The 22,039-nt window shown below is 63.4% G+C and carries 23 protein-coding genes and 1 tRNA gene; 19 read left to right on the top strand and 5 right to left on the bottom strand.

What is annotated here, in order from left to right; translation table 11 throughout:
• Positions 1 to 12 precede the first annotated feature (12 nt).
• From ltaE to ACB030_RS16350, 3 genes are all read right to left on the bottom strand, one after another.
• Positions 13 to 1,029: a low-specificity L-threonine aldolase gene (gene ltaE, locus ACB030_RS16340; RefSeq protein WP_371161217.1), complete on the bottom strand. Its 1,017-nt coding sequence runs from the start codon at positions 1,027 to 1,029 to the stop codon at positions 13 to 15.
• 86 nt (positions 1,030 to 1,115) lie between these two features.
• Complete coding sequence (locus tag ACB030_RS16345) at positions 1,116 to 1,823, bottom strand: SDR family oxidoreductase (protein ID WP_371161219.1); 708 nt, start codon at positions 1,821 to 1,823, stop codon at positions 1,116 to 1,118.
• Positions 1,824 to 1,896: 73 nt separating this feature from the next.
• Positions 1,897 to 2,304 (bottom strand): XRE family transcriptional regulator, encoded by a 408-nt coding sequence (locus tag ACB030_RS16350; protein WP_205643378.1) that lies wholly within the window; start codon positions 2,302 to 2,304, stop codon positions 1,897 to 1,899.
• Positions 2,305 to 2,482: 178 nt separating this feature from the next.
• Here ACB030_RS16350 and ACB030_RS16355 point away from each other — a divergent pair, with 178 nt between their 5' ends.
• Entirely contained in the window at positions 2,483 to 3,382 is a 900-nt protein-coding gene (locus ACB030_RS16355) for an aldo/keto reductase family oxidoreductase (RefSeq protein ID WP_371161222.1), read from the top strand.
• A 76-nt stretch (positions 3,383 to 3,458) separates the two neighbouring features.
• Here ACB030_RS16355 and ACB030_RS16360 read toward each other — a convergent pair whose 3' ends face one another.
• The gene (locus tag ACB030_RS16360; RefSeq protein WP_205641893.1) at positions 3,459 to 3,737 is read right to left on the bottom strand and encodes an RNA-binding protein; all 279 of its coding nucleotides are present in this window, start codon (positions 3,735 to 3,737) and stop codon (positions 3,459 to 3,461) included.
• Between the two features lie 211 nt (positions 3,738 to 3,948).
• Complete coding sequence (locus ACB030_RS16365; RefSeq protein WP_371161224.1) at positions 3,949 to 4,491, bottom strand: hypothetical protein; 543 nt, start codon at positions 4,489 to 4,491, stop codon at positions 3,949 to 3,951.
• 164 nt (positions 4,492 to 4,655) lie between these two features.
• Here ACB030_RS16365 and mepA point away from each other — a divergent pair, with 164 nt between their 5' ends.
• The 18 genes from mepA to nuoL all read left to right on the top strand — a co-directional run bounded on the left by mepA (position 4,656) and on the right by nuoL (position 22,014).
• Positions 4,656 to 5,399, top strand: a complete 744-nt coding sequence (gene mepA / locus ACB030_RS16370) for a penicillin-insensitive murein endopeptidase (protein ID WP_371161226.1) — start codon at positions 4,656 to 4,658, stop codon at positions 5,397 to 5,399.
• Positions 5,400 to 5,441: 42 nt separating this feature from the next.
• Positions 5,442 to 6,047: a LemA family protein gene (locus tag ACB030_RS16375; protein ID WP_162519308.1), complete on the top strand. Its 606-nt coding sequence runs from the start codon at positions 5,442 to 5,444 to the stop codon at positions 6,045 to 6,047.
• Positions 6,044 to 6,766 carry a YgcG family protein gene (locus ACB030_RS16380; protein WP_371161228.1) on the top strand — a complete coding sequence of 241 codons (723 nt, stop codon included), beginning with the start codon at positions 6,044 to 6,046 and terminating at the stop codon, positions 6,764 to 6,766. Before ACB030_RS16375 ends, ACB030_RS16380 begins: the two co-directional genes overlap by 4 nt.
• A gap of 20 nt (positions 6,767 to 6,786) precedes the next feature.
• Positions 6,787 to 7,404: a TPM domain-containing protein gene (locus ACB030_RS16385; RefSeq protein ID WP_106886594.1), complete on the top strand. Its 618-nt coding sequence runs from the start codon at positions 6,787 to 6,789 to the stop codon at positions 7,402 to 7,404.
• A gap of 177 nt (positions 7,405 to 7,581) precedes the next feature.
• Positions 7,582 to 7,669, top strand: a tRNA-Ser gene (locus ACB030_RS16390).
• Positions 7,670 to 8,189: 520 nt separating this feature from the next.
• On the top strand, positions 8,190 to 8,948 hold the full coding sequence (locus tag ACB030_RS16395) for a flagellar motor protein (RefSeq protein ID WP_042076558.1): 759 nt from the start codon (positions 8,190 to 8,192) through the stop codon (positions 8,946 to 8,948).
• On the top strand, positions 8,923 to 9,801 hold the full coding sequence (locus tag ACB030_RS16400; protein ID WP_371161280.1) for a flagellar motor protein MotB: 879 nt from the start codon (positions 8,923 to 8,925) through the stop codon (positions 9,799 to 9,801). The genes ACB030_RS16395 and ACB030_RS16400 overlap by 26 nt, the downstream gene beginning before the upstream one ends.
• Positions 9,802 to 10,070: 269 nt before the next feature.
• Complete coding sequence (locus ACB030_RS16405) at positions 10,071 to 10,475, top strand: NADH-quinone oxidoreductase subunit A (protein WP_025327214.1); 405 nt, start codon at positions 10,071 to 10,073, stop codon at positions 10,473 to 10,475.
• Between the two features lie 29 nt (positions 10,476 to 10,504).
• Positions 10,505 to 11,179: an NADH-quinone oxidoreductase subunit B family protein gene (locus ACB030_RS16410; RefSeq protein ID WP_025327215.1), complete on the top strand. Its 675-nt coding sequence runs from the start codon at positions 10,505 to 10,507 to the stop codon at positions 11,177 to 11,179.
• 2 nt (positions 11,180 to 11,181) lie between these two features.
• A complete protein-coding gene (gene nuoC / locus ACB030_RS16415; protein WP_371161232.1) occupies positions 11,182 to 12,987 on the top strand; it encodes an NADH-quinone oxidoreductase subunit C/D in 1,806 nt (601 codons plus the stop codon).
• Between the two features lie 65 nt (positions 12,988 to 13,052).
• On the top strand, positions 13,053 to 13,619 hold the full coding sequence (gene nuoE / locus ACB030_RS16420) for an NADH-quinone oxidoreductase subunit NuoE (RefSeq protein WP_371161234.1): 567 nt from the start codon (positions 13,053 to 13,055) through the stop codon (positions 13,617 to 13,619).
• On the top strand, positions 13,616 to 15,001 hold the full coding sequence (gene nuoF / locus ACB030_RS16425; protein WP_371161236.1) for an NADH-quinone oxidoreductase subunit NuoF: 1,386 nt from the start codon (positions 13,616 to 13,618) through the stop codon (positions 14,999 to 15,001). Before nuoE ends, nuoF begins: the two co-directional genes overlap by 4 nt.
• 58 nt (positions 15,002 to 15,059) lie before the next feature.
• Positions 15,060 to 17,789: an NADH-quinone oxidoreductase subunit NuoG gene (nuoG, locus tag ACB030_RS16430; RefSeq protein WP_371161238.1), complete on the top strand. Its 2,730-nt coding sequence runs from the start codon at positions 15,060 to 15,062 to the stop codon at positions 17,787 to 17,789.
• A complete protein-coding gene (nuoH, locus tag ACB030_RS16435; protein WP_371161240.1) occupies positions 17,786 to 18,754 on the top strand; it encodes an NADH-quinone oxidoreductase subunit NuoH in 969 nt (322 codons plus the stop codon). Before nuoG ends, nuoH begins: the two co-directional genes overlap by 4 nt.
• A gap of 7 nt (positions 18,755 to 18,761) precedes the next feature.
• Positions 18,762 to 19,304, top strand: a complete 543-nt coding sequence (nuoI, locus tag ACB030_RS16440) for an NADH-quinone oxidoreductase subunit NuoI (RefSeq protein ID WP_025327221.1) — start codon at positions 18,762 to 18,764, stop codon at positions 19,302 to 19,304.
• 9 nt (positions 19,305 to 19,313) lie between these two features.
• Positions 19,314 to 19,865 carry an NADH-quinone oxidoreductase subunit J gene (gene nuoJ, locus ACB030_RS16445; protein WP_371161243.1) on the top strand — a complete coding sequence of 184 codons (552 nt, stop codon included), beginning with the start codon at positions 19,314 to 19,316 and terminating at the stop codon, positions 19,863 to 19,865.
• Positions 19,862 to 20,170, top strand: coding sequence for an NADH-quinone oxidoreductase subunit NuoK (nuoK, locus tag ACB030_RS16450; RefSeq protein WP_005314891.1), 309 nt, complete (start codon positions 19,862 to 19,864; stop codon positions 20,168 to 20,170). Before nuoJ ends, nuoK begins: the two co-directional genes overlap by 4 nt.
• The gene (gene nuoL, locus ACB030_RS16455) at positions 20,167 to 22,014 is read left to right on the top strand and encodes an NADH-quinone oxidoreductase subunit L (RefSeq protein WP_371161246.1); all 1,848 of its coding nucleotides are present in this window, start codon (positions 20,167 to 20,169) and stop codon (positions 22,012 to 22,014) included. The genes nuoK and nuoL overlap by 4 nt, the downstream gene beginning before the upstream one ends.
• Positions 22,015 to 22,039: the final 25 nt, after the last annotated feature.

Below are 22,039 nucleotides of genomic sequence, written 5' to 3' on the forward strand. Positions count from 1 at the left end.
TGCCGATCACCCTCAGCCGTTCAGGAACTCGGTGAAGGCGTCTATCACCTCGTCGATGTCGTCATCGGTGATCTGCAGATGGGTCACCAGCCTCAGCTCCCCGTAGCCGGAGAAGAGGATGCCGCGCTCCTTCATGAAGCCGAGCAGGGTGGCGGGATCCCCCTGGGTCAGGCGCAGGAACACCATGTTGGTCTGCACCTCTTCCATATTGAGCGCGACGCCTGGCAAGGAAGCCAGCCCCTCTGCCAGACGCCTGGCACGGCGATGATCGTCCGCCAGCCGGGTGACGTGCTGATCCAGGGCAAACAGCGCGGCCTGGGCCAGGATCCCCCCCTGGCGCATGCCGCCCCCCAGCATCTTGCGCAGCCGTCTGGCCCGCGCGATGAAGCCATGGGAACCCACCAGCAGTGAACCGACCGGCGCCCCCAGCCCCTTGGAGAGGCAGACGGAGATGCTGTCGAAGGGGGCCGCTATGGCCGCGACCGGCTCGCCGCTCGCCACCACCGCATTGAACAGACGGGCCCCGTCCAGGTGCAGCAGCAAGCCGTGCTCATCCACAAAATCGCGCATCTCGCGCAGGTAATGCAGCGGCAGCACCTTGCCATTGTGGGTATTTTCAAGGCACACCAGCCGGGTCTGGACAAAGTGGGCGTCATCGGGGGCGATGGCGGCCCGCACGTCGCTCAGGGCCAGAGTACCGTCGGCCTGCGTGGGGACAGACTGCAGGGCCACCGAGCCCAGCACGGCAGAGCCCTGCGCCTCGTAGCGATAGATGTGGGAGGCAGAACCCAGCACGGCCCCTTCCCCGCGCTGGCAGTGGCTCATCATCGCCAGCAGGTTGGACATGGTGCCGGATGGCACGAACAGGGCCGCCTCTTTGCCCAGCAGCTCGGCACCCCGACGCTCCAGTGCATTGATGCTGGGATCTTCCCCGTAGACATCATCGCCCACCTCGGCGTGCAGCATGCTCTGGCGCATGGCTTCCGTGGGTTGGGTCACGGTATCACTTCGTAAATCGATATAGCGCATGTCATCCTCCTGATGCAGGAGCATGACATTAACCAGCCGGCACCATGCTGGCAAGGGATGGGGGGCGGGAATGTGAGCCCGGCGGCTTACCAGGGCAGCGGCTGGCCGCGCAAGTCCACGAAGCGACCGGAGTGCGCCAGGGTCAACGAGGCCAGGAGATCCAGCAACTGCGGTGCCACCAGAGCGGGATCCTGCAACAGGGCCGGGTCAAGCCCCTGCCGGAAGGGTTGCTGCATGGGGGTGTCCATGAGCCCGGGGTGAACCGTGATGACGCCGGCGCCGGGGAAGCGCTCGGCCCACTCGGCGGCCAGGATCCTGGCCCCCATGTTGAGGGCCGCCTTGCTCATCCGGTAGCTGTAGCGCCCGACGGCCTCCAGGTTGGCCGCCCCCAGGCTGCCCGCCAGATCCGAGAAAGAGCAGAGCCACAGCCGGCTCTCGGGTGTCATGAGCCGGCTCAGGCTGGCACCCAGGGCCAGGTGGGGCCAGGCATTGACCTGCAGGCTCTCCCCAAGCCACTGGGGGCTCACCTCTTCCACCCGCCGCTCCGGCATGTGATTGAGATCGTGCAGCAGACCTATGGTGTTGATCACCACCCTCGGCAATGTGGTGGCGTCATAGAGGGTGAACAGAGCCTCGAAGGAGAGCGGGTCCACCTCCTGCAGCGGGAAATAGCAGGCGGGATCCAGCCCTTTTGGCAACTGCCTGCCCGCCAGCAACCACTCTTCGCCACGGCTGGCGAGTTCATGGGCCAGGGCCCCCCCCAATCCGCCACTGCCCAGGATCAGATAACTCATCTGTGTGTCCTTGGATTTGTCCATTGCTTAGAGGGTATCAGAAGAATGGCGCCCTGCCGGGGACCCGGCGGCCTCAGGCCTCTGCCAGATGACGGCCGAACTCCCGCGCCCGCGCCAGATCCAGAAAACCGTCCGCCTGCTTGTGGCTGCGCAGGAACTGGTAGTAAGCAAGCAGGGTCACCAGCTGCTGTTCGCCTGGCAGCGGCTGGCCGGGGAGCGTCTCCTGCACCAACGCCCCCGCCGCCGCCAGCGCGTCCCTGTCCACCACCTCGGCCTGGCGGTAGAGATAACCGCAGCCGGTGGCGAGCCACTCCAGGGAGCAGTTCGCCCCCATGGCGATCTGGTTCGCCTTGCCAAGGCCTGGCTCGGCCCCTTTCAGATACTTGCGGATCAGGGCCTCACTCAGCCCCACCTTGCGGGCGAAGGCGCTGACGCTGCCCTCCCCGATCAGGCTCTGCAGCCTGGCGGCAAATCCTTCCATCACAACCTCTCCATCCTCTTTTTGGCCCGCCTCTGCGCCCGGGCACCGTTATCGGTCAGAACCATAGTTCGAATTCGCGAGGGGGGCATTATTGCCTTGTCCGCCAGAAGAGACCAAGATGCTGGCAGCATTGATTCTGCCTTTATTTATCCGTCTCTTTATCCGTAGAGGAGTCACCATGTCCGTATCCCGTCTTGCCCTGCACCATCAAGGCCCCACCTTCTCCCGCCTCATCATGGGCTACTGGCGCCTGATGGAGTGGCAACTCTCCCCGGCCGCCCTGCTGGATCTGATGAAATACCACCTGGATCTCGGGGTCACCACCATAGATCACGCCGACATCTACGGCGGCTACCAGTGCGAGGAGGCCTTCGGCCAGGCCCTGCGTCTGGAGCCCTCTCTGCGCAGCCGGATGGAGATTGTCAGCAAGTGCGGCATCGCCCTCACCGCCAAGCCGGAACATGCCCTCAATCACTACAACACCAGCAAGGGCCACATCGTCGCCAGCGCCGAGGCCTCCTTGCAAAAGCTCGGCACCGATCACCTGGATCTGCTGCTGATCCACCGCCCCGACCCTCTGATGAATGCCGACGAGGTGGCCGAGGCCTTCATCAGCCTCAAGCAGGCGGGCAAGATCAAGCACGCCGGCGTCTCCAACTTCACTCCCCATCAGTTCAATCTGCTGCAATCGCGCCTGCCCTTCCCCTTGGTCACCAACCAGCTGGAGATCTCGCCGCTGCATCAGGAAGGGACGCTGGATGGCGCCCTGGATCAGTGCCAGCAACTGAGCATCAAGCCCATGGCCTGGTCCTGCCTCGGTGGCGGACGGCTGTTCAACGATCCCGCCTATGCCACGCTGCGGGCCGAGCTCGAGCAGATCCGCCATGAGGTGGGGGCCCAGCACCTGGAGCAGGTGGTCTACGCCTGGGTGATGATGCTGCCGAGCCAGCCGCTGCCACTCATCGGCTCGGGCAAGCGGGAGCGGATCGCCGCCGCCGTGGCGGCCGAGTCCATCGTGCTCAACCGCCAGCAGTGGTTCCGCATCCGCAAGGCCGCCCTGGGTTACGATGTGCCCTGATCCCGCCCGTCACTGAGCGCGAGGCAAACAAAAACGGCATGGATTGCTCCATGCCGTTTTTCGTTATCGAGACGACTCAACGATGGCGCTGGGGGCGACCACGAGGTGCATCTGTCTTCGGTTTGGCCTGGTTGACTGTGATGGTACGGCCACCTATTTCGGTGCCATGCAACTCGGCGATGGCCTTCTCGGCATCCCCGTTGGCAGGCATTTCAATGAAGCCAAACCCCTTGGACTGACCGGTATCGCGATCGATGATGATATCGACCTTGTCTACCTGCCCAAATTGGCTGAACACATTTGTCAGTTCGTCGGCCGTCATCCGGTACGACAGATTACCTACGTAAATCTTCATGCCATCCACTCTCGATTCAAGGTGCCTTCTCTATGCATCCACCGACCTGGAGTAAGGGCACAACCCCCCTGCCGGACCAGCCATGGCATCATGCCGTGGCACTCCCTGCCTCGAGGCCCAAGTCGTTGATCTCTTGGACTATCGGAGCAGGAAAGATCAATTCGAGTCAGAGGGAGTATCTGAGCTTTGCGGTAAATTGTCGAGAAAATACTCAGCCAGGCTGCAGCGCGGCCAACAAGCTGCTCAGAGCGCGGCGGCTATGCCAGGCCCGTTTAAAACCGAAGCGATAGACACCTGGGGCCACCTCATGGGTGCCTTCCCGGGTCAACCCCAGCAAGGCGGTGGCGTCGGCCAGGGTCTCCCCATCCAGCCCCAGATCCAGGCTGAAGTCGAGCCACTGACCGTCGTGCCCCACCTTGCGATCCCGCTCTATGCCCACCAGTGCCGCCCTCGGCAGGGCCAGGGCCCTGTCTTCGCCGCCGTTGAGCAGATAGAGATGATGGTCGTCCCAGGCGAGCTCCGCCAACCGCCAGCGCTGCCAGTTGCGCGGCAACACCATCATCACCAGCACTATGCCGCCAAACACCAGACCGACCCAGGGCAGCAGCCCCATCTCGGGATAACCCAGCAAGAGCGCGGCCACCACAGTCCCCAGGCTCGCCAGCAACAGGCAGATCATGACCCCGTAGAAGCGCCGCGCCGGGGGCATCAGCCAGTTCACTCCCCCCTGCGATGCCAGTTCACTGACTCTCATTTCATCCTCCTCACATGATGGAAACGGCCCTGCCGCATCGGCGTTGGCCCGCATTGTGCGCGAGCCCGCCCATGGGTTGCAACCGGCGCGGCGGCGCGGATGACGGCCAGCCGTCACTCTTGGTATGCTTGGGGCTGTCTGAGCCCGCCATCTTCAGGAGTCCCATGTTCGCCACTGCCCTGCTGCTCACCACCAGCGCCCTCTATGCAGAAGCCATCGGCGGCTACGCGGCCGGTTGCCTTAAAAATGCCGTGGCCCTGCCGCTGACGGGACCCGGTTATCAGGTGATCCGCAGCAAGCGACTGCGCTACTACGGTCACCCCAATCTCATTCACTACCTGCAGGGTCTGGCCAACCAGACCAGGCTGGCCGGCATGCCGGATCTCTATATCGCCGATCTCGCCATGGCGCGGGGCGGCCCCTTCACCTCTGGCCATCGCAGTCACCAGACCGGCCTCGATGCCGACATCTGGTTTCGCATGGCCGACAGGCCCATCAGTAAGTGGGAGCAGGATGCCCCCAAGGAGTGGGCGCTGATCGACGAGCCCAGCTACCGTATGCTGCCCGGCCGCTTCGGCCCCCGGCAGCTCAATCTGCTGCGCCTCGCCGCCAACAAGCCCGAGGTGGCGCGCATCTTCGTCAACCCCGTCATCAAGGCCGAGGTGTGCAAACGGGCGGCCGCTGAACCCTGGGTCGCCAAGCTGCGCCCCTGGGTCGGCCACTTCAGCCACTTTCACGTCAGGTTGCGCTGCCCGGCAAACAGCCCGGATTGCCAGCCCCAGGCCCCCATCCCCCCCGGCAACGGCTGCGATGCCGAGCTGGCCTCCTGGCTCAAGGACAAGCCCCAGTTGCCCAAAGTCTCCATGAGCTACCGTGCCCCCGTCTTGCCGAAGCGTTGTGAGGGCTGACCACAAGCTGCTATGGTGAGCCGATATCCACCAGAAATTTCAATGGAGAACAACAAGATGGCCACTTCACTCCGGCACAGGGCCACCCAGTGCCTGCTGACTTTCACCCTGCTGCTGGGATTGACCGGGTGCGGCATGAACAACATTCCCACCCTGGATGAGCAGGTCAAGGCGAGCTGGGGCCAGGTCGAGAACCAGTACCAGCGCCGGGCCGATCTCATTCCCAACCTGGTGGCCACCGTCAAGGGGTACGCCAGCCACGAGCAGGAGACCCTCAAAGCGGTCACCGATGCCCGCGCCCGGGTCGGCAGCGTGCAGGTGAGCGACCCCTCCCAGCTCAAAGCCTTTGAAGCGGCGCAGGATCAGCTCTCCAGCGCCCTCTCCCGCCTGATGGTGGTGGTGGAACGCTACCCGGATCTGAAGGCGGATCAGCAGTTCCTGACCCTGCAGGCCCAGCTGGAAGGCACCGAGAATCGCATCGCTGTGGCGCGGCGCGACTACATAGAGGCGGTACGCCAGTTCAATACCGAGATCCGCACCTTCCCGGGGGTCATCTGGTCCAAGCTGCTCTATTCGGATCTCGAGGCCAAACCCAGTTTCAGCGCCAAGCCCGGTGCCGATGAGGCGCCCAAGGTCAGCTTCCAATGACCATGATGTTGCGCGCGCTGCTCCCCTTGCTGCTGCTCTGGACGGCAGCGCTGCAAGCCGCGCCGAACTTTCCGGCCCTGAGCGGACGGGTGGTGGATGAGGCCGCCCTGATGTCCCGCAAACAGGCCCACCAGCTGACCCAGCAACTGGCGGCTTTCGAGAAGCGCAGCGGTATCCAGCTGGTGGTGGTCTCCGTCGACAGCCTAGATGGGGAGACCATAGAGGAGTACGGCTACCAGCTCGGTCGCCACTGGGGCATAGGTCAGAAGGGCAAGAACAACGGCGTGCTGCTGCTGATCGCCCAGGATGAGCGCAAGGTGCGCATCGAGGTGGGCTATGGCCTGGAGGGCGCCCTGCCCGATGCCATCGCCGCCAACATCATCCAGACCCGGATCCTGCCCGCTTTCAAGCGCGGCGATATGGTGGCCGGCGTGGTGGCCGGCAGCCAGAGCATCATGAAGGCACTCGCCGGAGAGTATCAGCCGGCCGAGCAGCCGAAGAGTGACAGCGGTGGCGGCCCCTGGCTGTTTATTCTGGTGGTGATTGCGATGATAGTGCTGCACAACCTGCGTGGTGGCGGCGGTGGGCCGGGAGGACGACGTCGGGCGGCCTACATGGCCGGTGGATTTGGTGCCGGCTCCTTTGGTGGTCGCTCTGGCGGAGGATTCAGCGGTGGCGGCGGCAGTTTTGGCGGCGGCGGTGCCTCCGGTGGCTGGTAACAGGAGTAAAGAGACAAATCATGATTTCTAAACAGTTCTTCCACACGCTTCAGGCCAAGGTGCGCGAAGCGGAGCTAGAGACTGATGCTGAACTGGTCACGGTGCTGGCTCCGGCCAGCGATGGATATCGCTACATTCCCACCCTCTGGGCGGCGCTGCTGGCCATGCTCACCCCCTTGCTGGTGTTCCAGCTCGGCTTCTGGCTCGGCTGGTACGAGATCCTGCTGGTACAGTGGTCGGTCTGGTTGCTGCTGAGCCTGCTGTTCCACTGGACCCCCATCAAGATGCGGCTGATCCCGAAAAAGGTGCGTCAGCACAGGGCTGCCCTGATGGCCCGCCTGCAATTTGTCGAGCAGGGGCTGCACCGCACCCGCGACCGGCTCGGGGTGCTGATCTTCGTCTCGGTGGCGGAGCACTATGTGGAGATCCTGGTGGATGACGGCATAGCCCAGCACATAGACAACGCGCAGTGGCAGCAGATCATCGACGACTTCGTGGTGCGAGTGCGCAACAAGGAGGTGGAGCAGGGCTTCCTCGAGTGCGTGGAGCGTACCAGCGCCATCCTGACCGATGCGTTTCCGGCGACCCGGGATCAAAACGAGTTGCCCGACAGCCTGATCATTTTGGACAAACCCTGAGCCGGTTTAAAAAACCGGCATTCTGTGCAAGGGATAGGCATTCGATAAAGATTCTGAAAAATAAGGGGAAAAGTGTTTGACCCCGAGTCAGCTTTCCCCTAAATTACGCCCCGTTCCAGCGCAACAGCGCAGCGAACCACGTGGCGATTGAACACGTTAAACAGCAGTCAAAAATTTGGTGAGGTGTCCGAGTGGCTGAAGGAGCACGCCTGGAAAGTGTGTATACGGCAACGTATCGAGGGTTCGAATCCCTCCCTCACCGCCAAATAAAGTAAAAGGGCCTGTCGCAAGACAGGCCTTTTTACTTTATCCGGTGATGGGCGGCTCGGTTCTAACCCTGGTTCGACAAGGGGGCAGGACAGCCCCCTTGGACAGCCGCAGGCTGCCCGCAGGGCGAGCGCCAGGGATGGCGCGAGTCAATCCCGACCCACCGCCAAATTATAAAAAACCGACCTCAGGGTCGGTTTTTTGCGTTTGAACTCCTGCGCCCCCAGAACCGAGGGGGAAAGACCGATCTCCACCACTCCTCGCCCATCACTCTCTTTTTATCACCGACCTGTCCGCACAATCCCTTTCCACTTCACCAAGGCGCCACGATACCCGGTTGCCCCTCGCTGCCATGCTGGCGCCCGCCAGCCCTCATGATCCCGCGACTCGGGCCGACACGGTAGGGTGGGCCCGTGCCGGTTAGCTCCCCGATATTGCTCACCGATTGTATTTCGTTTTGAAAAACTGATAGTTAAATGGCTACACTAGCCACACACAACGCATAGGGATATGGACAAATGAGTCTTATTGGTTTGCTGCTGGCCCTGGCTGCCATCCTGGGTGGCAACATCATCGAGGGGGGGCACCCCAGCGCCCTGCTCGATCTCCCCGCCTTTCTCATCGTGATCGGGGGCACAGTGGGTGCCGCCCTGACCCAGTTCCCCTTCTCCGTGGTCGGCAAGACCTTCAAGCGTTTCAAGTGGCTCATCTCTCCCCTGCGCCTCGACATGCTGGAGCAGGCCCAGTTGCTGGAGACCCTGGCTGGTAATGCACGGCGCAGCGGCATGCTGGCACTGGAGGGGATGATCGACGACATCAAGGATCCCTTTCTGCAAAAAGGGGTGCAGATGATGGTGGATGGCTACGAGAAGACCAAGATCCACGAGGTGCTGGAAAACGAGATCGAGTTCGAACAGGAAGATCTCGAGCAGACCGTCAAATTCTACGAAGCCATGGGGGGTTACTGCCCGACCATGGGGATAGTCGGGGCCGTGTTCGGCCTCATTCACGCCATGGGGCTGCTGGATGCACCGGACAAGCTCGGTGGCGCCATCGCGGTGGCCTTCATCGCCACCATCTACGGGGTCGGCGCAGCCAACCTGATCTTCCTGCCCTTTGGCAACCGCTACAAGGGGTTCGCCCACCAGATCCGCCACTACAAGGAGATGACCCTGACCGGCATCCTCTGCATAGTGGACGGCGAGTCACAACAGCGACTGCAAGTGACCCTTGAACCCTATCTCGGAGGCCATGGTGGCGAAAAAGAAAAAGGCTGAGGCGCCGGAGAACCATGAACGCTGGCTGGTCTCCTATGCCGACTTCATGACCCTGCTGTTTGCCCTGTTCGTGGTGCTCTACTCCTTCGCCATGGCCAAGCAATCGGAGACACGGGTGCTGATCCAGGGCTTTATCGAGTCTCTTGGCAAGATAGGCCTCATCTCTCTGCCCGCGGGCTCTCCCGTGATGCAGGGGGGGACCGGCATCCTGGAGCCGGAGTCCAAGACCACGCCGGGCACCTCCCAGAAGGAGGAGGTGCTGGACACCCAGGCGCCGGCCGCCGCAGCCGATCCCTTCAACGAGACCATAGGCGCCTCGGAGAAACCCAGTGCCACCGAGTCATGGCCCCACAAGACCAAGGAGCAGGAGTGGGCCGCCCTCACCAAGCAAAAGCTGGATCAGCAGCTCAAGAGCCAGATTGAATCCAAGGAGATCGAGGTGGAGCAGCTCGGCAGCCAGCTGGTGATCCGCATCGGCGAGAAGACCCTGTTCCCGGCCGATTCGGCCTTCCTGCAGCCCCAGTTCATCCCCCTGGTCAACAAGGTCTCCGACGTGCTGGCCGATATTCCGGGCATGGTGGTGGTCACCGGTCACACCGACAACTCCCAGGCTCCGGTGGAGCTCTATCGCAACAACTGGGAACTGTCGGTGCTGCGGGCGGCCACCATAGTCCATACCCTGCTCACCAACCCCAAACTGGATTCACGGCGCGTCATCGCCCAGGGCGTGGCAGACACCCAGCCCCGCTTTGCCAACGACACCCCGGCCCACCGCCAGGCCAACCGCCGGGTGGAGATAGTGCTCTCCCAGGGCAAGGCCGCAGAGCAAGCCCTCCCCCTTCTCAATCCCTGACGACAGACCCCGCCATGCGGGGATTGTCACCACTCGCTGTTGCCTCCCGATTAGTTTGTTTTTTGCCCGTTCCCGCCTTTTTTCCCATTTTGCGGAAGCAATTGAAAATGATTCTCAAATGAGAAAATTGACCCCGCTAGCAAAACGCGATTTTCCCTCCATCGATTAATAATTAATCCGTTGAAATGACATGTAAATCAGTATGAAAGTGGCATACTACGTAGCGTCCTTGTTAAGTCACATGATTAATTCGGTTAGGGAAAACCTATATGTTTGCTGATATTGCTGTCCAGCATTGGGCCTTTGCTGTCTATGTCATTGGGGCCATCTGCATCTGTCTGACCATGATAGGCGTCGCCGCCTTGTTGGGGGGACGCGCCTATGGCCGTGCCAAAAACAGGCCCTTCGAATCGGGCATCGACTCCGTCGGCAATGCCCGTCTGCGTTTCTCCGCCAAGTTCTATCTGGTCGCCATGTTCTTCGTCATCTTCGACGTCGAGGCGCTCTATCTCTTCGCCTGGTCCGTCTCCGTGCGGGAAAGCGGCTGGGTCGGTTTCATCGAAGCCACCATCTTCATCACCCTGCTGCTGGTAGGCCTCATCTACCTGTGGCGCATCGGTGCCCTCGACTGGGCCCCGAAGAAACGCGTCCTGACTGACAAGAAGCCAGACTGATTTACCGACTATCCCTTTGAGGTTGCACCATGAAGTACACCCTGACCCGGATTGACCCGGATGCGCCCGTTGAGCGCTACCCCCAGGAACAGCGCCAGACCGTCGATGACCCGCTGGCGCAGCAGGCGACCCGCGGCATCATGATCGGGCGCCTCGAAGAGGTGCTGCAAGACACAGTCAACTGGGGCCGCAAGAACTCCCTCTGGCCCTACAACTTCGGCATCTCCTGCTGCTATGTGGAGATGTGTACCGCCTTCACCTCCCCCCATGACGTGGCCCGCTTCGGCGCCGAAGTCATCCGGGCTTCGCCCCGTCAGGCGGATTTCATGGTGATCGCCGGTACCCCCTTCATCAAGATGGCCCCCGTCATCCAGCGCCTCTATGAACAGCTGCTCGAACCCAAGTGGGTCATCTCCATGGGCGCCTGTGCCAACTCGGGCGGCATGTATGACATCTATTCCGTGGTGCAGGGGGTGGACAAGTTCCTGCCGGTCGACGTCTACATCCCGGGCTGCCCGCCCCGTCCCGAAGCCTTCCTGCAGGCCCTGATGCTGCTGCAGGACTCCATCGGCAAGGAGCGCCGCCCCCTCTCCTGGGTGGTGGGTGATCAGGGGATCTACCGTCCCCAGATGCAGGCCGAGAAGGATCGCAAGCGGGAAGAGCGCATCCAAGTCACCAACCTGCGCACGCCGGATGAGATCTGATCATGAAACTGACTCGAGAATTCCCAAGCAACTACACCATGGCCCAGGGGCAGACGGCGGACCACAAGGATGCCCAGGTGGTCGGCGAGCTGTTCGCCCATTTCGGTGCCGAGCGCTTCACGGTGCAGAGCACCCGTACCGGGGTGCCGGTGATCTGGCTCTCCCGCGATCTGCTGCTGGATGTGATGGGCTTTTTGCAAAAGCTCCCCTCCCCCTTCGTGATGCTGTATGACTTGAGCGCCACCGACGAGCGGATGCGCAGCCATCGCCATGGCCTGCCGCAGAGCGATTTCACCGTCTTCTATCACCTCATCTCCATCGACCGTAACGCCGACGTGATGCTGAAGGTGCCGCTGATGGAGAGCGATCTGCACCTGCCCACCGTCAGCCGCCACTTCCCCAACGCCAACTGGTACGAGCGGGAAGTCTGGGATCTGATGGGCATCACCTTCGACGGTCACCCCCATCTCACCCGCATCATGATGCCCAAGAGCTGGCAAGGACACCCGCTGCGCAAGGACTACCCGGCCCGTGCCACCGAGTTCGATCCCTTCATGCTTGATGCGGTCAAGCAGGATCAGGAGCAGGACAACCTGCTGTTCAAGCCCGAAGAGTGGGGCCTGGCCCGTGGCAACGAGAACGAGGACTACATGTTCCTGAACCTCGGCCCGAACCACCCCTCGGCCCACGGCGCCTTCCGCCTGGTGCTGCAGCTCGACGGGGAGGAGATCCGCGACTGTGTGCCCGACATCGGCTATCACCACCGCGGTGCCGAGAAGATGGGCGAGCGCCAGTCCTGGCACAGCTACATCCCCTACACCGACCGGGTCGAGTACCTGGGCGGCGTGATGAACAACCTGCCCTATGTGCTGGCGGTCGAGAAGCTGGCGGGGATCAAGGTACCCAACCGGGTCGACATGATCCGGGTGATGATGGCGGAGCTGTTCCGCATCCAGAGCCACCTGCTGTTCCTTGGCACCTACATCCAGGACGTGGGGGCCATGACCCCTGTCTTCTTCACCTTCACCGACCGGCAGAAGATCTACACCATCATCGAGGCCATCACGGGCGCCCGCATGCACCCGGCCTGGTTTCGCATCGGCGGCGTGGCCCACGACCTGCCCACCGGCTGGGCCCGTCTCATCCAGGACAACCTGCTGAGCTGGCTGCCCAAGCGCCTGATGGAGTATGAGAAGGCCGCCATGCGCAACAGCATACTGCGCGGTCGCACCATAGGCGTCGCCGCCTACAACACGGCGCAGGCGCTCGCCTGGGGCACCACGGGGGGCGGTCTGCGCGCCACCGGCCTCAACTTCGACGTGCGCAAATGGCGCCCTTATTCCGGCTACGATCAGTTCGAGTTCGAGGTGCCGGTGGGCAGCAACGGGGATGCCTACGACCGCGCCACCGTGCGCATCGAGGAGATCCGCCAGAGCATGCGCATCATAGAGCAGTGCATGAAGAACATGCCGGAGGGTCCCTTCAAGGCGGATCACCCGCTCACCACGCCGCCCCCCAAAGAGCGCACCCTGCAGGACATCGAGACCCTGATCACCCACTTCCTGCAAGTCTCCTGGGGCCCGGTGATGCCGGCCGCCGAGTCCTTCCAGATGATCGAGGCGACCAAGGGTATCAACAGTTATTACCTGACCAGCGACGGCTCCACCATGAGCTACCGGACCCGGATCCGGACCCCGAGCTTCGCCCACCTGCAGCAGATCCCCTCGGTGATCCGTGGCCAGATGGTGTCGGATCTCATCGTCTACCTGGGCAGTATCGATTTCGTCATGTCGGATGTGGATCGTTAAGTCCCCGCCGCGCCCACACCAGGGCGCAACGGGACAAGAAGAATAAACGACAAAAGGTTAAGTTCATGAGCCAGCAATGTCAGTGCAAGAATACATCGTCCAACGCGGGACAGAGCGCATGCCAGAGCAAGGGGGACAGCCCAGTCCCAAGCCAGAAGGACGGCTTCGTCCTGAGCCAGGCCGAGCGCGATGCCATAGAGCATGAGACGCACCACTACGAAGATCCCCGCGCCGCCAGCATAGAAGCACTCAAGATAGTGCAGCAGGCCCGCGGCTGGGTGCCGGACGGTGCCATTCACGCCATCGCCGCCGCGCTCGGCATCCCCGCCAGCGACGTGGAGGGGGTCGCCACCTTCTACAGCCAGATCTTCCGCCAGCCGGTAGGGCGCCACATCATCCGCGTCTGCGACAGCATGGTCTGCTACATCAACGGCCACGAGCAGCTGCTGGCCGGTCTGAAAGAGGTCGTCAATCTGGCCCCCGGCCAGACCTCCCCGGATGGCCGCTTCACCCTGCTGCCGGTCTGCTGCCTCGGCAACTGCGACAAGGGGCCGGCTATCATGATCGATGACGATACCTATGGCGGACTCGATCCGGTGACGTTGCTGAAAACCCTGGAGGCTTACCCATGAGCATTCAGCCAGGCAAGACACTCGCCTCCCTCGGCACCGCCAACCGCATGGCCCGCGCCCCCGAGACCCATCCCCTCACCTGGCGGCTGCGGGATGACGGCCAGCCGGTGTGGCTGGAGGAGTATCAGGCCAAGCAGGGCTATGAGGCCGCCCGCAAGGCACTGGGCCAGATGAGCCCGGATGAGATCGTCAGCACCGTCAAGGACGCCGGCCTCAAGGGGCGCGGCGGCGCCGGCTTCTCCACCGGGGTGAAGTGGGGCCTGATGCCCAAGGACGAGAGCATGAACATCCGTTACCTGCTCTGCAACGCCGACGAGATGGAGCCGAACACCTACAAGGATCGGCTGCTGATGGAGCAACTGCCCCATCTGCTGATCGAGGGGATGATCATCAGTGCCCGGGCCCTCAAGGCCTATCGCGGCTACATCTTCCTGCGCGGCGAGTACGTGGATGCCGCCATCCACCTGCGCCGCGCGGTGGAAGAGGCCAAGGCCGCGGGGCTCCTTGGCAAGAACATCCTGGGCTCGGGTTTTGACTTCGAGCTGTTCGTCCACACCGGCGCCGGCCGCTACATCTGTGGCGAAGAGACGGCGCTCATCAACTCCCTGGAAGGACGGCGCGCCAACCCGCGGGCCAAACCCCCCTTCCCCGCCGTTTCTGGCGTCTGGGGCAAGCCCACCTGCGTCAACAACGTCGAGACCCTGTGCAACGTGCCCGCCATCATCGGCAACGGCGTCCCCTGGTATCAGGGGTTGGCGCTGCCGGGGTCGGAAGATCACGGCACCAAGCTGATGGGCTTCTCCGGCAAGGTGAACAACCCCGGCCTCTGGGAGCTGCCGTTCGGCATCACCGCCCGCGAGCTGTTCGAAGAGTACGCAGGCGGCATGAAGGCCGGTTATCGCCTCAAGGCCTGGCAACCGGGCGGCGCAGGTACCGGCTTCCTGCTGCCTGAGCACCTGGATGCCCAGATGTACGCAGGCGGCATCGGCAAGGTGGGCACCCGCATGGGCACCGGGCTCGCCATGGCGGTGGATGACAGCATCAACATGGTCGGACTCTTGCGCAACATGGAGGAGTTCTTCGCCCGCGAATCCTGCGGCTGGTGCACCCCCTGCCGCGACGGCCTGCCCTGGAGCGTCAAGATTCTGCGGGCCCTGGAGCGAGGCGAAGGCCAACCCGAGGATCTCGCCACCCTGGAGCAGCTGGTCAGCTTCCTGGGGCCAGGCAAGACCTTCTGTGCCCATGCCCCCGGCGCCGTCGAGCCCCTTGGCAGTGCCATGAAGTACTTCCGGTCCGAGTTCGAGGCCGGGGTCAAGGCCCCCCACGACAATCACAAGCTGTTCAAGGGTATCCAGCCCAATCTGCTGGGCGAGCGCTGGTAATACGCCAGGACGCATCGGGCAATAGCCGATTTCACAAAACAGGTTTCAGGGAAGTTGTATGGCAACCATTCATGTAGACGGTAAAGAGTTCGAGGTAGACGGGGCAGACAACCTGCTGCAAGCCTGTCTGTCGCTGGGTCTGGACGTCCCCTATTTTTGCTGGCACCCGGCGCTCGGCAGCGTCGGCGCCTGCCGCCAGTGCGCGGTCAAACAGTACCAGAATGCCGACGACAAGCGCGGCCGCCTGGTCATGTCCTGCATGACCCCCTCCACCGATGGCACCTATATCTCCATCGAGGACGAAGAGGCGAAGGAGTTTCGCAAGACGGTGGTGGAGTGGCAGATGACCAACCACCCCCACGACTGTCCGGTGTGCGAAGAGGGTGGCGCCTGCCACCTGCAGGACATGACGGTGATGACGGGCCACAACAGCCGCCGCTACCGCTTCACCAAGCGCACCCACCAGAATCAGGATCTCGGCCCCTTCATCAACCACGAGATGAACCGCTGCATCGCCTGCTACCGCTGCGTGCGCTACTACAAGGATTACGCCGGCGGCGAGGATCTGGGGGTCTACGGCGCCCACGACAACGTCTACTTCGGCCGGGTCGAGGATGGCACCCTGGAGAGCGAGTTCTCCGGCAACCTGGTGGAGGTCTGCCCCACCGGCGTCTTCACCGACAAGACCCACTCCGAGCGCTACAACCGCAAGTGGGACATGCAGTTCGCCCCCAGCATCTGCCAGCAGTGCTCGGTCGGCTGCAACATCAGCCCGGGAGAGCGCTACGGCGAGCTGCGCCGCATCGAGAACCGCTTCCACGGCGCCCTGAACCACTACTTCCTCTGTGATCGTGGCCGCTTCGGTTACGGCTATGTCAACCAGGCCGACCGCCCGCGCCAACCCCTGCTGCAGGATGGCAATGACAAGCTGGCCATCACTGTGGATGGCGCCCTCAACCGCGCAGCCGATGCCCTGCGCACCGCAAGCGGCATCATCGGCATCGGCTCGCCCCGCGCCTCGCTCGAGAGCAACTTCGCCCTGCGCGAGCTGGTGGGCGCCGCCAACTTCTACGCAGGCGTCGAGCAGAGCGAATGGGCCTGCCTGCAGAAGATGCTGCATGTGCTGCATCAGGGCGGGGTACGTACCCCGAGCCTTAGGGACATGGAAGAGGCAGACGCCGTGCTGGTGCTGGGTGAAGATGTCACCCAGACCGCCGCCCGCATCGCCCTGGCCCTGCGTCAGGCGGTCAAGGGCAAGGGACGCGAAATAGCCCGCAAGCTGAAGGTGGATCTCTGGCAGGTCGCCGCGGTGCAGACGCTGGCTCAGAATGAGCGTTATCCGCTGCTTATCACCAGCCTGGATCAGACCCGTCTCGACGACGTGGCCGCCGATACACTGCACGCCCCCCACGCCGATCAGGCCCGCCTCGGCTTTGCTATCGCCCACCTGCTCGACGGCTTGGCCCCTGCCCCCCAGGATCTGGACGCCGATCAGCTGGCCCAAGCCAGCCGCTGGGCCGAGCTGCTCGGCAATGCCAAGAAGCCCCTCATCATCGCAGGCAATGGTGCCCGCAACCAGGCGCTGATCGAGGCGGCCAGCAACATAGCTCACGCCCTCAAGGGTCGCGGCCAGGCCGTGGAGCTGGCGCTGGTGGCCCAGGAGGCCAACAGCCTGGGGCTGGCCATGCTGGCCGGCAACGCCGCCCCGCTGGAAGCCGCCCTCGAGCGCATCGAAGGGAGCGAATCCCTTGCCTTGATCACCCTGGAGAACGATCTCTATCGCCGCGCCCCCCGCAACCGGGTCGATGGCGCCATCAAGCGCCTGCAGCATCTGCTGGTGGTGGATCATCAGGACACCGGCACCGCCCGGCAGGCCCACCTGGTGCTGCCTGCCGCCAGCTTCGCGGAAGCCGATGGCACTGTGGTGAACATGGAAGGCCGCGCCCAGCGCTTCTTCCAGGTCTATGCCCCCGCCTTCTACGACGCCGACATCCAGGTACGCGAAGGGTGGCGCTGGCTGGCCGCGCTGCAAGGCATGCTGGACGGCAAGTCCCCGCGCTGGAGCACCTTCGACGAGGTGAGTGCAGCCTGCGCCGCCTCTGCCCCGCTGCTGGTCACCATGCGCGAAGCCGCCCCCAACGCGGGTCTGCGCATCCGCGGCATGAAGCTCGCCCGCGAGCCGCACCGCTACAGCGGCCGCACCTCCATGCTGGCGGATCAGAACGTGAGCGAGCCCCGTGTGGCGCAAGATCCCGACTCCCCGTTCGCCTTCTCCATGGAAGGCTATGCCGGTGCCCGCCAGCCCCTGCAACAGGTGCCGTTCGCCTGGGCACCGGGCTGGAACTCTCCCTCTGCCTGGAACAAGTTCCAGGACGAGGTGGGTGGCAGCCTGCGGGCCGGCGATCCCGGTCGTCGCCTGCTGGAGCCAGGCAGCGAGTCCCTCGGCTGGTTCGACACCATTCCCGCCCCCTTCAGGGCAGAGGCAGCCCTGCAGGTGGTCAGTTATGACCAGCTGTTCGGTGGCGACGAGCTCTCCGCCCGCAGCCCCGTCATCCAGGCCCGCATGGGGGACCCCGAGCTGGTGCTGAACCCGGCCGACGCCGCCCGTTTGGCCCTTCATGCCGGCCATCTGGTGGCCTTCTCCTGGGGAGGTCACCACTGGCGGCTGCGCCTTCGGATCAGCGAGCGGCTGGCACCAGGCCTGCTCGGCCTGCCCCTGGGAGCCCATGGTCTGCCGACCGCGCTGCACCAGGCCTATGTGACTGACTTGCAGGAGGCCATCGCATGAGCAATGAGCTGATCGATCTGTTGCTGGAGGTAGGCAAAGCCTTGATCGTGCTGGTGGGGATCGTGGGGGCTGGCGCCTTCATGAGCTTCATCGAGCGCCGTCTGCTGGCGCTCTGGCAAGACAGGTACGGCCCCAACCGGGTGGGCCCCTTCGGCCTGCTGCAACTGGCGGCCGACATGGTCAAGATGTTCTTCAAGGAGGACTGGATCCCGCCGTTCGCGGATCGCCGGATCTTCGTGCTGGCCCCCATCATCGCCTTTACCGCCTTCATCCTGGCGTTTGCGGTGGTGCCCATCACCCCCACCTGGGGCGTGGCGGATCTCAACGTGGGGCTGCTCTACATCCTGGCCATCGCAGGGCTTGCTGTCTATGCCGTGCTTTTCGCCGGCTGGTCGAGCAACAACAAGTACTCCCTGCTCGGCAGCCTGCGCGCCTCGGCCCAGACCCTCTCCTACGAGGTGTTCCTCGGCCTGTCGCTCATGGGCATCGTCATCCAGACCGGCAGCTTCAACCTGCGGGATATAGTGGAAGCGCAAGCCAGTTTGTGGAACGTGATCCCCCAGTTCCTGGGCTTCATCACCTTCCTGTTTGCCGGGGTTGCCGTCACCCACCGCCACCCGTTTGACCAGCCGGAGGCCGAGCAGGAGCTCGCCGACGGCTATCACATCGAGTACGCGGGCATGAAGTGGGGTCTGTTCTTCGTGGGCGAGTACATCGGCATAGTGCTGATCTCCTCCCTCATCGTGACCCTCTTCTTCGGTGGCTGGCACGGCCCCTGGCTGCCGCCCTTCATCTGGTTTGCCCTGAAGACCGCCTGTTTCATGGTGTTCTTCATCCTGCTGCGGGCCTCCCTGCCCCGCCCGCGCTTCGACCAGGTGATGTCCTTTGGCTGGAAAGTCTGCTTACCGCTTACCTTGCTCAACATGCTGGTAACCGGCGCCGTCGTGCTTATGAACGTGCAGTGAGGCACCAATGAAAATTACGAGCATTATCAAGGGTGTTGGCACCCAACTGCGCAGTCTGGGGATGGTTTTCTCCCATGCCTGGCGCCCCCGCGAGACCCTGAACTACCCGGAGCAGCAGGTCTATGCCGCCCCCCGTTTCCGTGGCCGCATCGTACTGACCCGGGATCCGGACGGTGACGAGCGCTGCGTGGCGTGCAACCTGTGCGCCGTGGCCTGCCCGGTCGGCTGCATCTCGCTGCAAAAAGCGGAGCGGGACGACGGTCGCTGGTACCCGGAGTTCTTCCGCATCAACTTCTCCCGCTGCATCTTCTGCGGCCTGTGTGAAGAGGCCTGCCCCACCACCGCCATCCAGCTGACGCCGGATTTCGAGATGGGGGAGTATCGCCGCCAGGATCTGGTGTACGAGAAGGAAGATCTGCTGATCAGCGGCCCCGGCAAATACCCGGACTACAACTTCTACCGCATGAGCGGGATGGCCATCGACGGCAAGCCCAAAGGGGATGCCGAGAACGAAGCCAAGCCCATCGATGTCAAGAGCCTGCTGCCCTAGGAGTCAATCATGGAACTGGCATTTTATGCCGCGGCCCTGGTCGCCGTTTACAGCACGCTGCGGGTCATCAGCACCAGCAACCCCATGCATGCGCTGCTCAATCTCATCATCTCCCTCATCGCCGTGGCCATGATCTTCTTCTGCCTGGGGGCCTCCTTCGCAGGCGCCCTGCAGGTGATCGTCTACGCCGGCGCCATCATGGTGCTGTTCGTGTTCGTGGTGATGATGCTGAACCTGGGGTCCGCCCAGGATCAGGAGCGCAACTGGCTCACCCCCATGACCTGGGGTGGGCCTGCCCTGCTCTCCCTCATCCTGCTCGGCTTCCTGGCCCATGGCATTCTCGGGGTCACCGGCGGTGAACTCGGACTGACCGACGTCAGCGCCAAGGAGGTCGGCATCGCCCTGTTCGGCCCCTATGTGCTGGCGGTGGAGCTCGCCTCCATCCTGCTGCTGGCGGGTCTGGTCACCGCCTATCACCTTGGCCGTGAAGACAAGAGCGGGGAAGTGCTCTCCGTCCCCAAAACCACAGCTCGCCCATCCCAGGAAGGAGGTCAGTCATGAATGGAATCCCAATGGAACACGGTCTGCTGCTGGCCGCCATCCTGTTCTGCATCGGTTTGTGCGGTCTGCTGATCCGCCGCAACCTGCTGTTTATCCTCATGAGTATCGAAATCATGATGAATGCGTCCGCGCTGGCGTTCGTGGTGGCGGGTAGCCGCTGGGCCCAGGCCGACGGCCAGATCATGTACATACTGGTGATTTCTCTGGCGGCAGCGGAGGCCAGTATCGGCCTCGCCCTGTTACTGCTGCTCTATCGTCGTTACCACACCCTGAACGTGGACACTGTGAGCGAGATGCGCGGATGAGCCTCCTATACCTGACTTTCCTGTTCCCCCTGCTGGGGTGGCTGCTGCTGGCCTTCTCCATCGGCCGTCTCGGCGAGCGCAGCGCGGCACTCATCGGTGTCGGCAGCATAGGCCTGTCGGCCCTGACCACCCTCTGGGTCGGGTTCGACTTCCTCAATCACACCCCTGAGGGCGGCGTCTATACCCAGACCCTGTGGCAGTGGATGTCGGTGGGCAGCTTCACCCCCACTTTCCGTCTGGCGCTGGATGGGCTGTCGCTGACCATGCTCGGGGTGGTGACCGGGGTGGGTTTCTTCATCCACCTGTTCGCCTCCTGGTACATGCGCGGGGAAGAGGGATACTCCCGCTTCTTCACCTACACCAACCTCTTCATCGCCAGCATGGTGTTCCTGGTGCTGGCCGATGATCTGCTGTTCGTCTACCTCGGCTGGGAAGGGGTGGGGCTGTGCAGCTACCTGCTGATCGGCTTCTACTACCGCAACCCGGCCAACGGGGCAGCCGCCCTCAAGGCCTTCGTGGTGACCCGGGTCGGCGACGTCTTCCTCGCCATCGGGCTCTTCGTGCTCTACCGCGAGCTCGGCACCCTCAACATCCACGAGCTGCTGGTGCGTGCCCCCGCGATGTTTGCCGAGGGTTCCCCTGCCCTGTCGTTCGCCTGCCTGATGCTGCTCGGCGGCGCGGTCGGCAAGTCCGCCCAGCTGCCGCTGCAGACCTGGCTGGCAGACGCCATGGCGGGCCCGACCCCGGTCTCGGCGCTGATCCACGCGGCCACCATGGTGACCGCCGGTGTCTACCTCATCGCCCGCACCCACGGTCTGTTCCTGCTGGCCCCGGAGATCCTCCATCTGGTGGCCCTGGTCGGTGCCATCACGCTGGTGCTGGCAGGCTTTGCCGCCCTGGTCCAGACCGACATCAAGCGGATTCTGGCCTACTCCACCATGAGCCAGATTGGCTACATGTTCCTGGCCCTGGGGGTCGGCGCCTGGGAAGGAGCCATCTTCCACCTGATGACCCACGCCTTCTTCAAGGCGCTCTTGTTCCTCTCCGCCGGTGCCGTGATAGTCGCGACCCACCACGAGCAGAACATCTTCAAGATGGGGGGCCTGCGCAAGAGCCTGCCGCTGGTCTATGCCTGCTTCCTGGTGGGGGGCTCGGCCCTGGCCGCGCTGCCGCTGGTCACCGCCGGCTTCTACAGTAAAGACGCCATCCTCTGGCAGGTGCAGGCCAGTGGCCAGAGCGCCCTGCTGTGGGCCGGTCTGGGTGGGGCCTTCCTGACCTCCCTCTACACCTTCCGCCTCATCTTCATCGCCTTCCACGGCAAGGCGCAAACCGAGGCCCACGCCGGTCACGGCCTGGCCCACCAGCTGCCGCTGCTGGTGCTGCTGGTGCTCTCCACCGGGATTGGCGCATTGATAGTGCCGCCGCTCGCCGGGGTACTGCCAGCAGGCCCGGGGGATCATATTGAAGAGGGACGCCACGGCCTCGAGATCCTCTCCGGCGTCATCGCCGTGGCAGGCATTGCGCTCGCCGCCTTCCTCTTCCTCGGCGAACGTCGCCTGGCGAAGGGGATCGCCGAGAGTGCCGTCGGCCGCGCGCTCAGCACCCTCTGGTTCAATGCCTGGGGCTTTGACTGGCTCTATGACTGGATCTGGGTCAAGCCCTACCTGCTGACAACCCGCTTGCTCGGCAAGGACCCGCTGGATCGGATGATGAACCTGCCCGCCGTGCTGGCCCAGGGGGGTCACCAGCTGCTGGCCTGGACAGTCTCCGGCAAGCTGCGCTGGTACGCCGCCTCCATGGGGATGGGCGCCGCCCTGATCCTGGCCCTGCTGCTGCTCGGCTGATCCATGAGCCCAATATGTGTGGCAG

This window comes from Aeromonas sp. S16(2024), assembly GCF_041403065.1.
Taxonomy (GTDB): domain Bacteria; phylum Pseudomonadota; class Gammaproteobacteria; order Enterobacterales; family Aeromonadaceae; genus Aeromonas.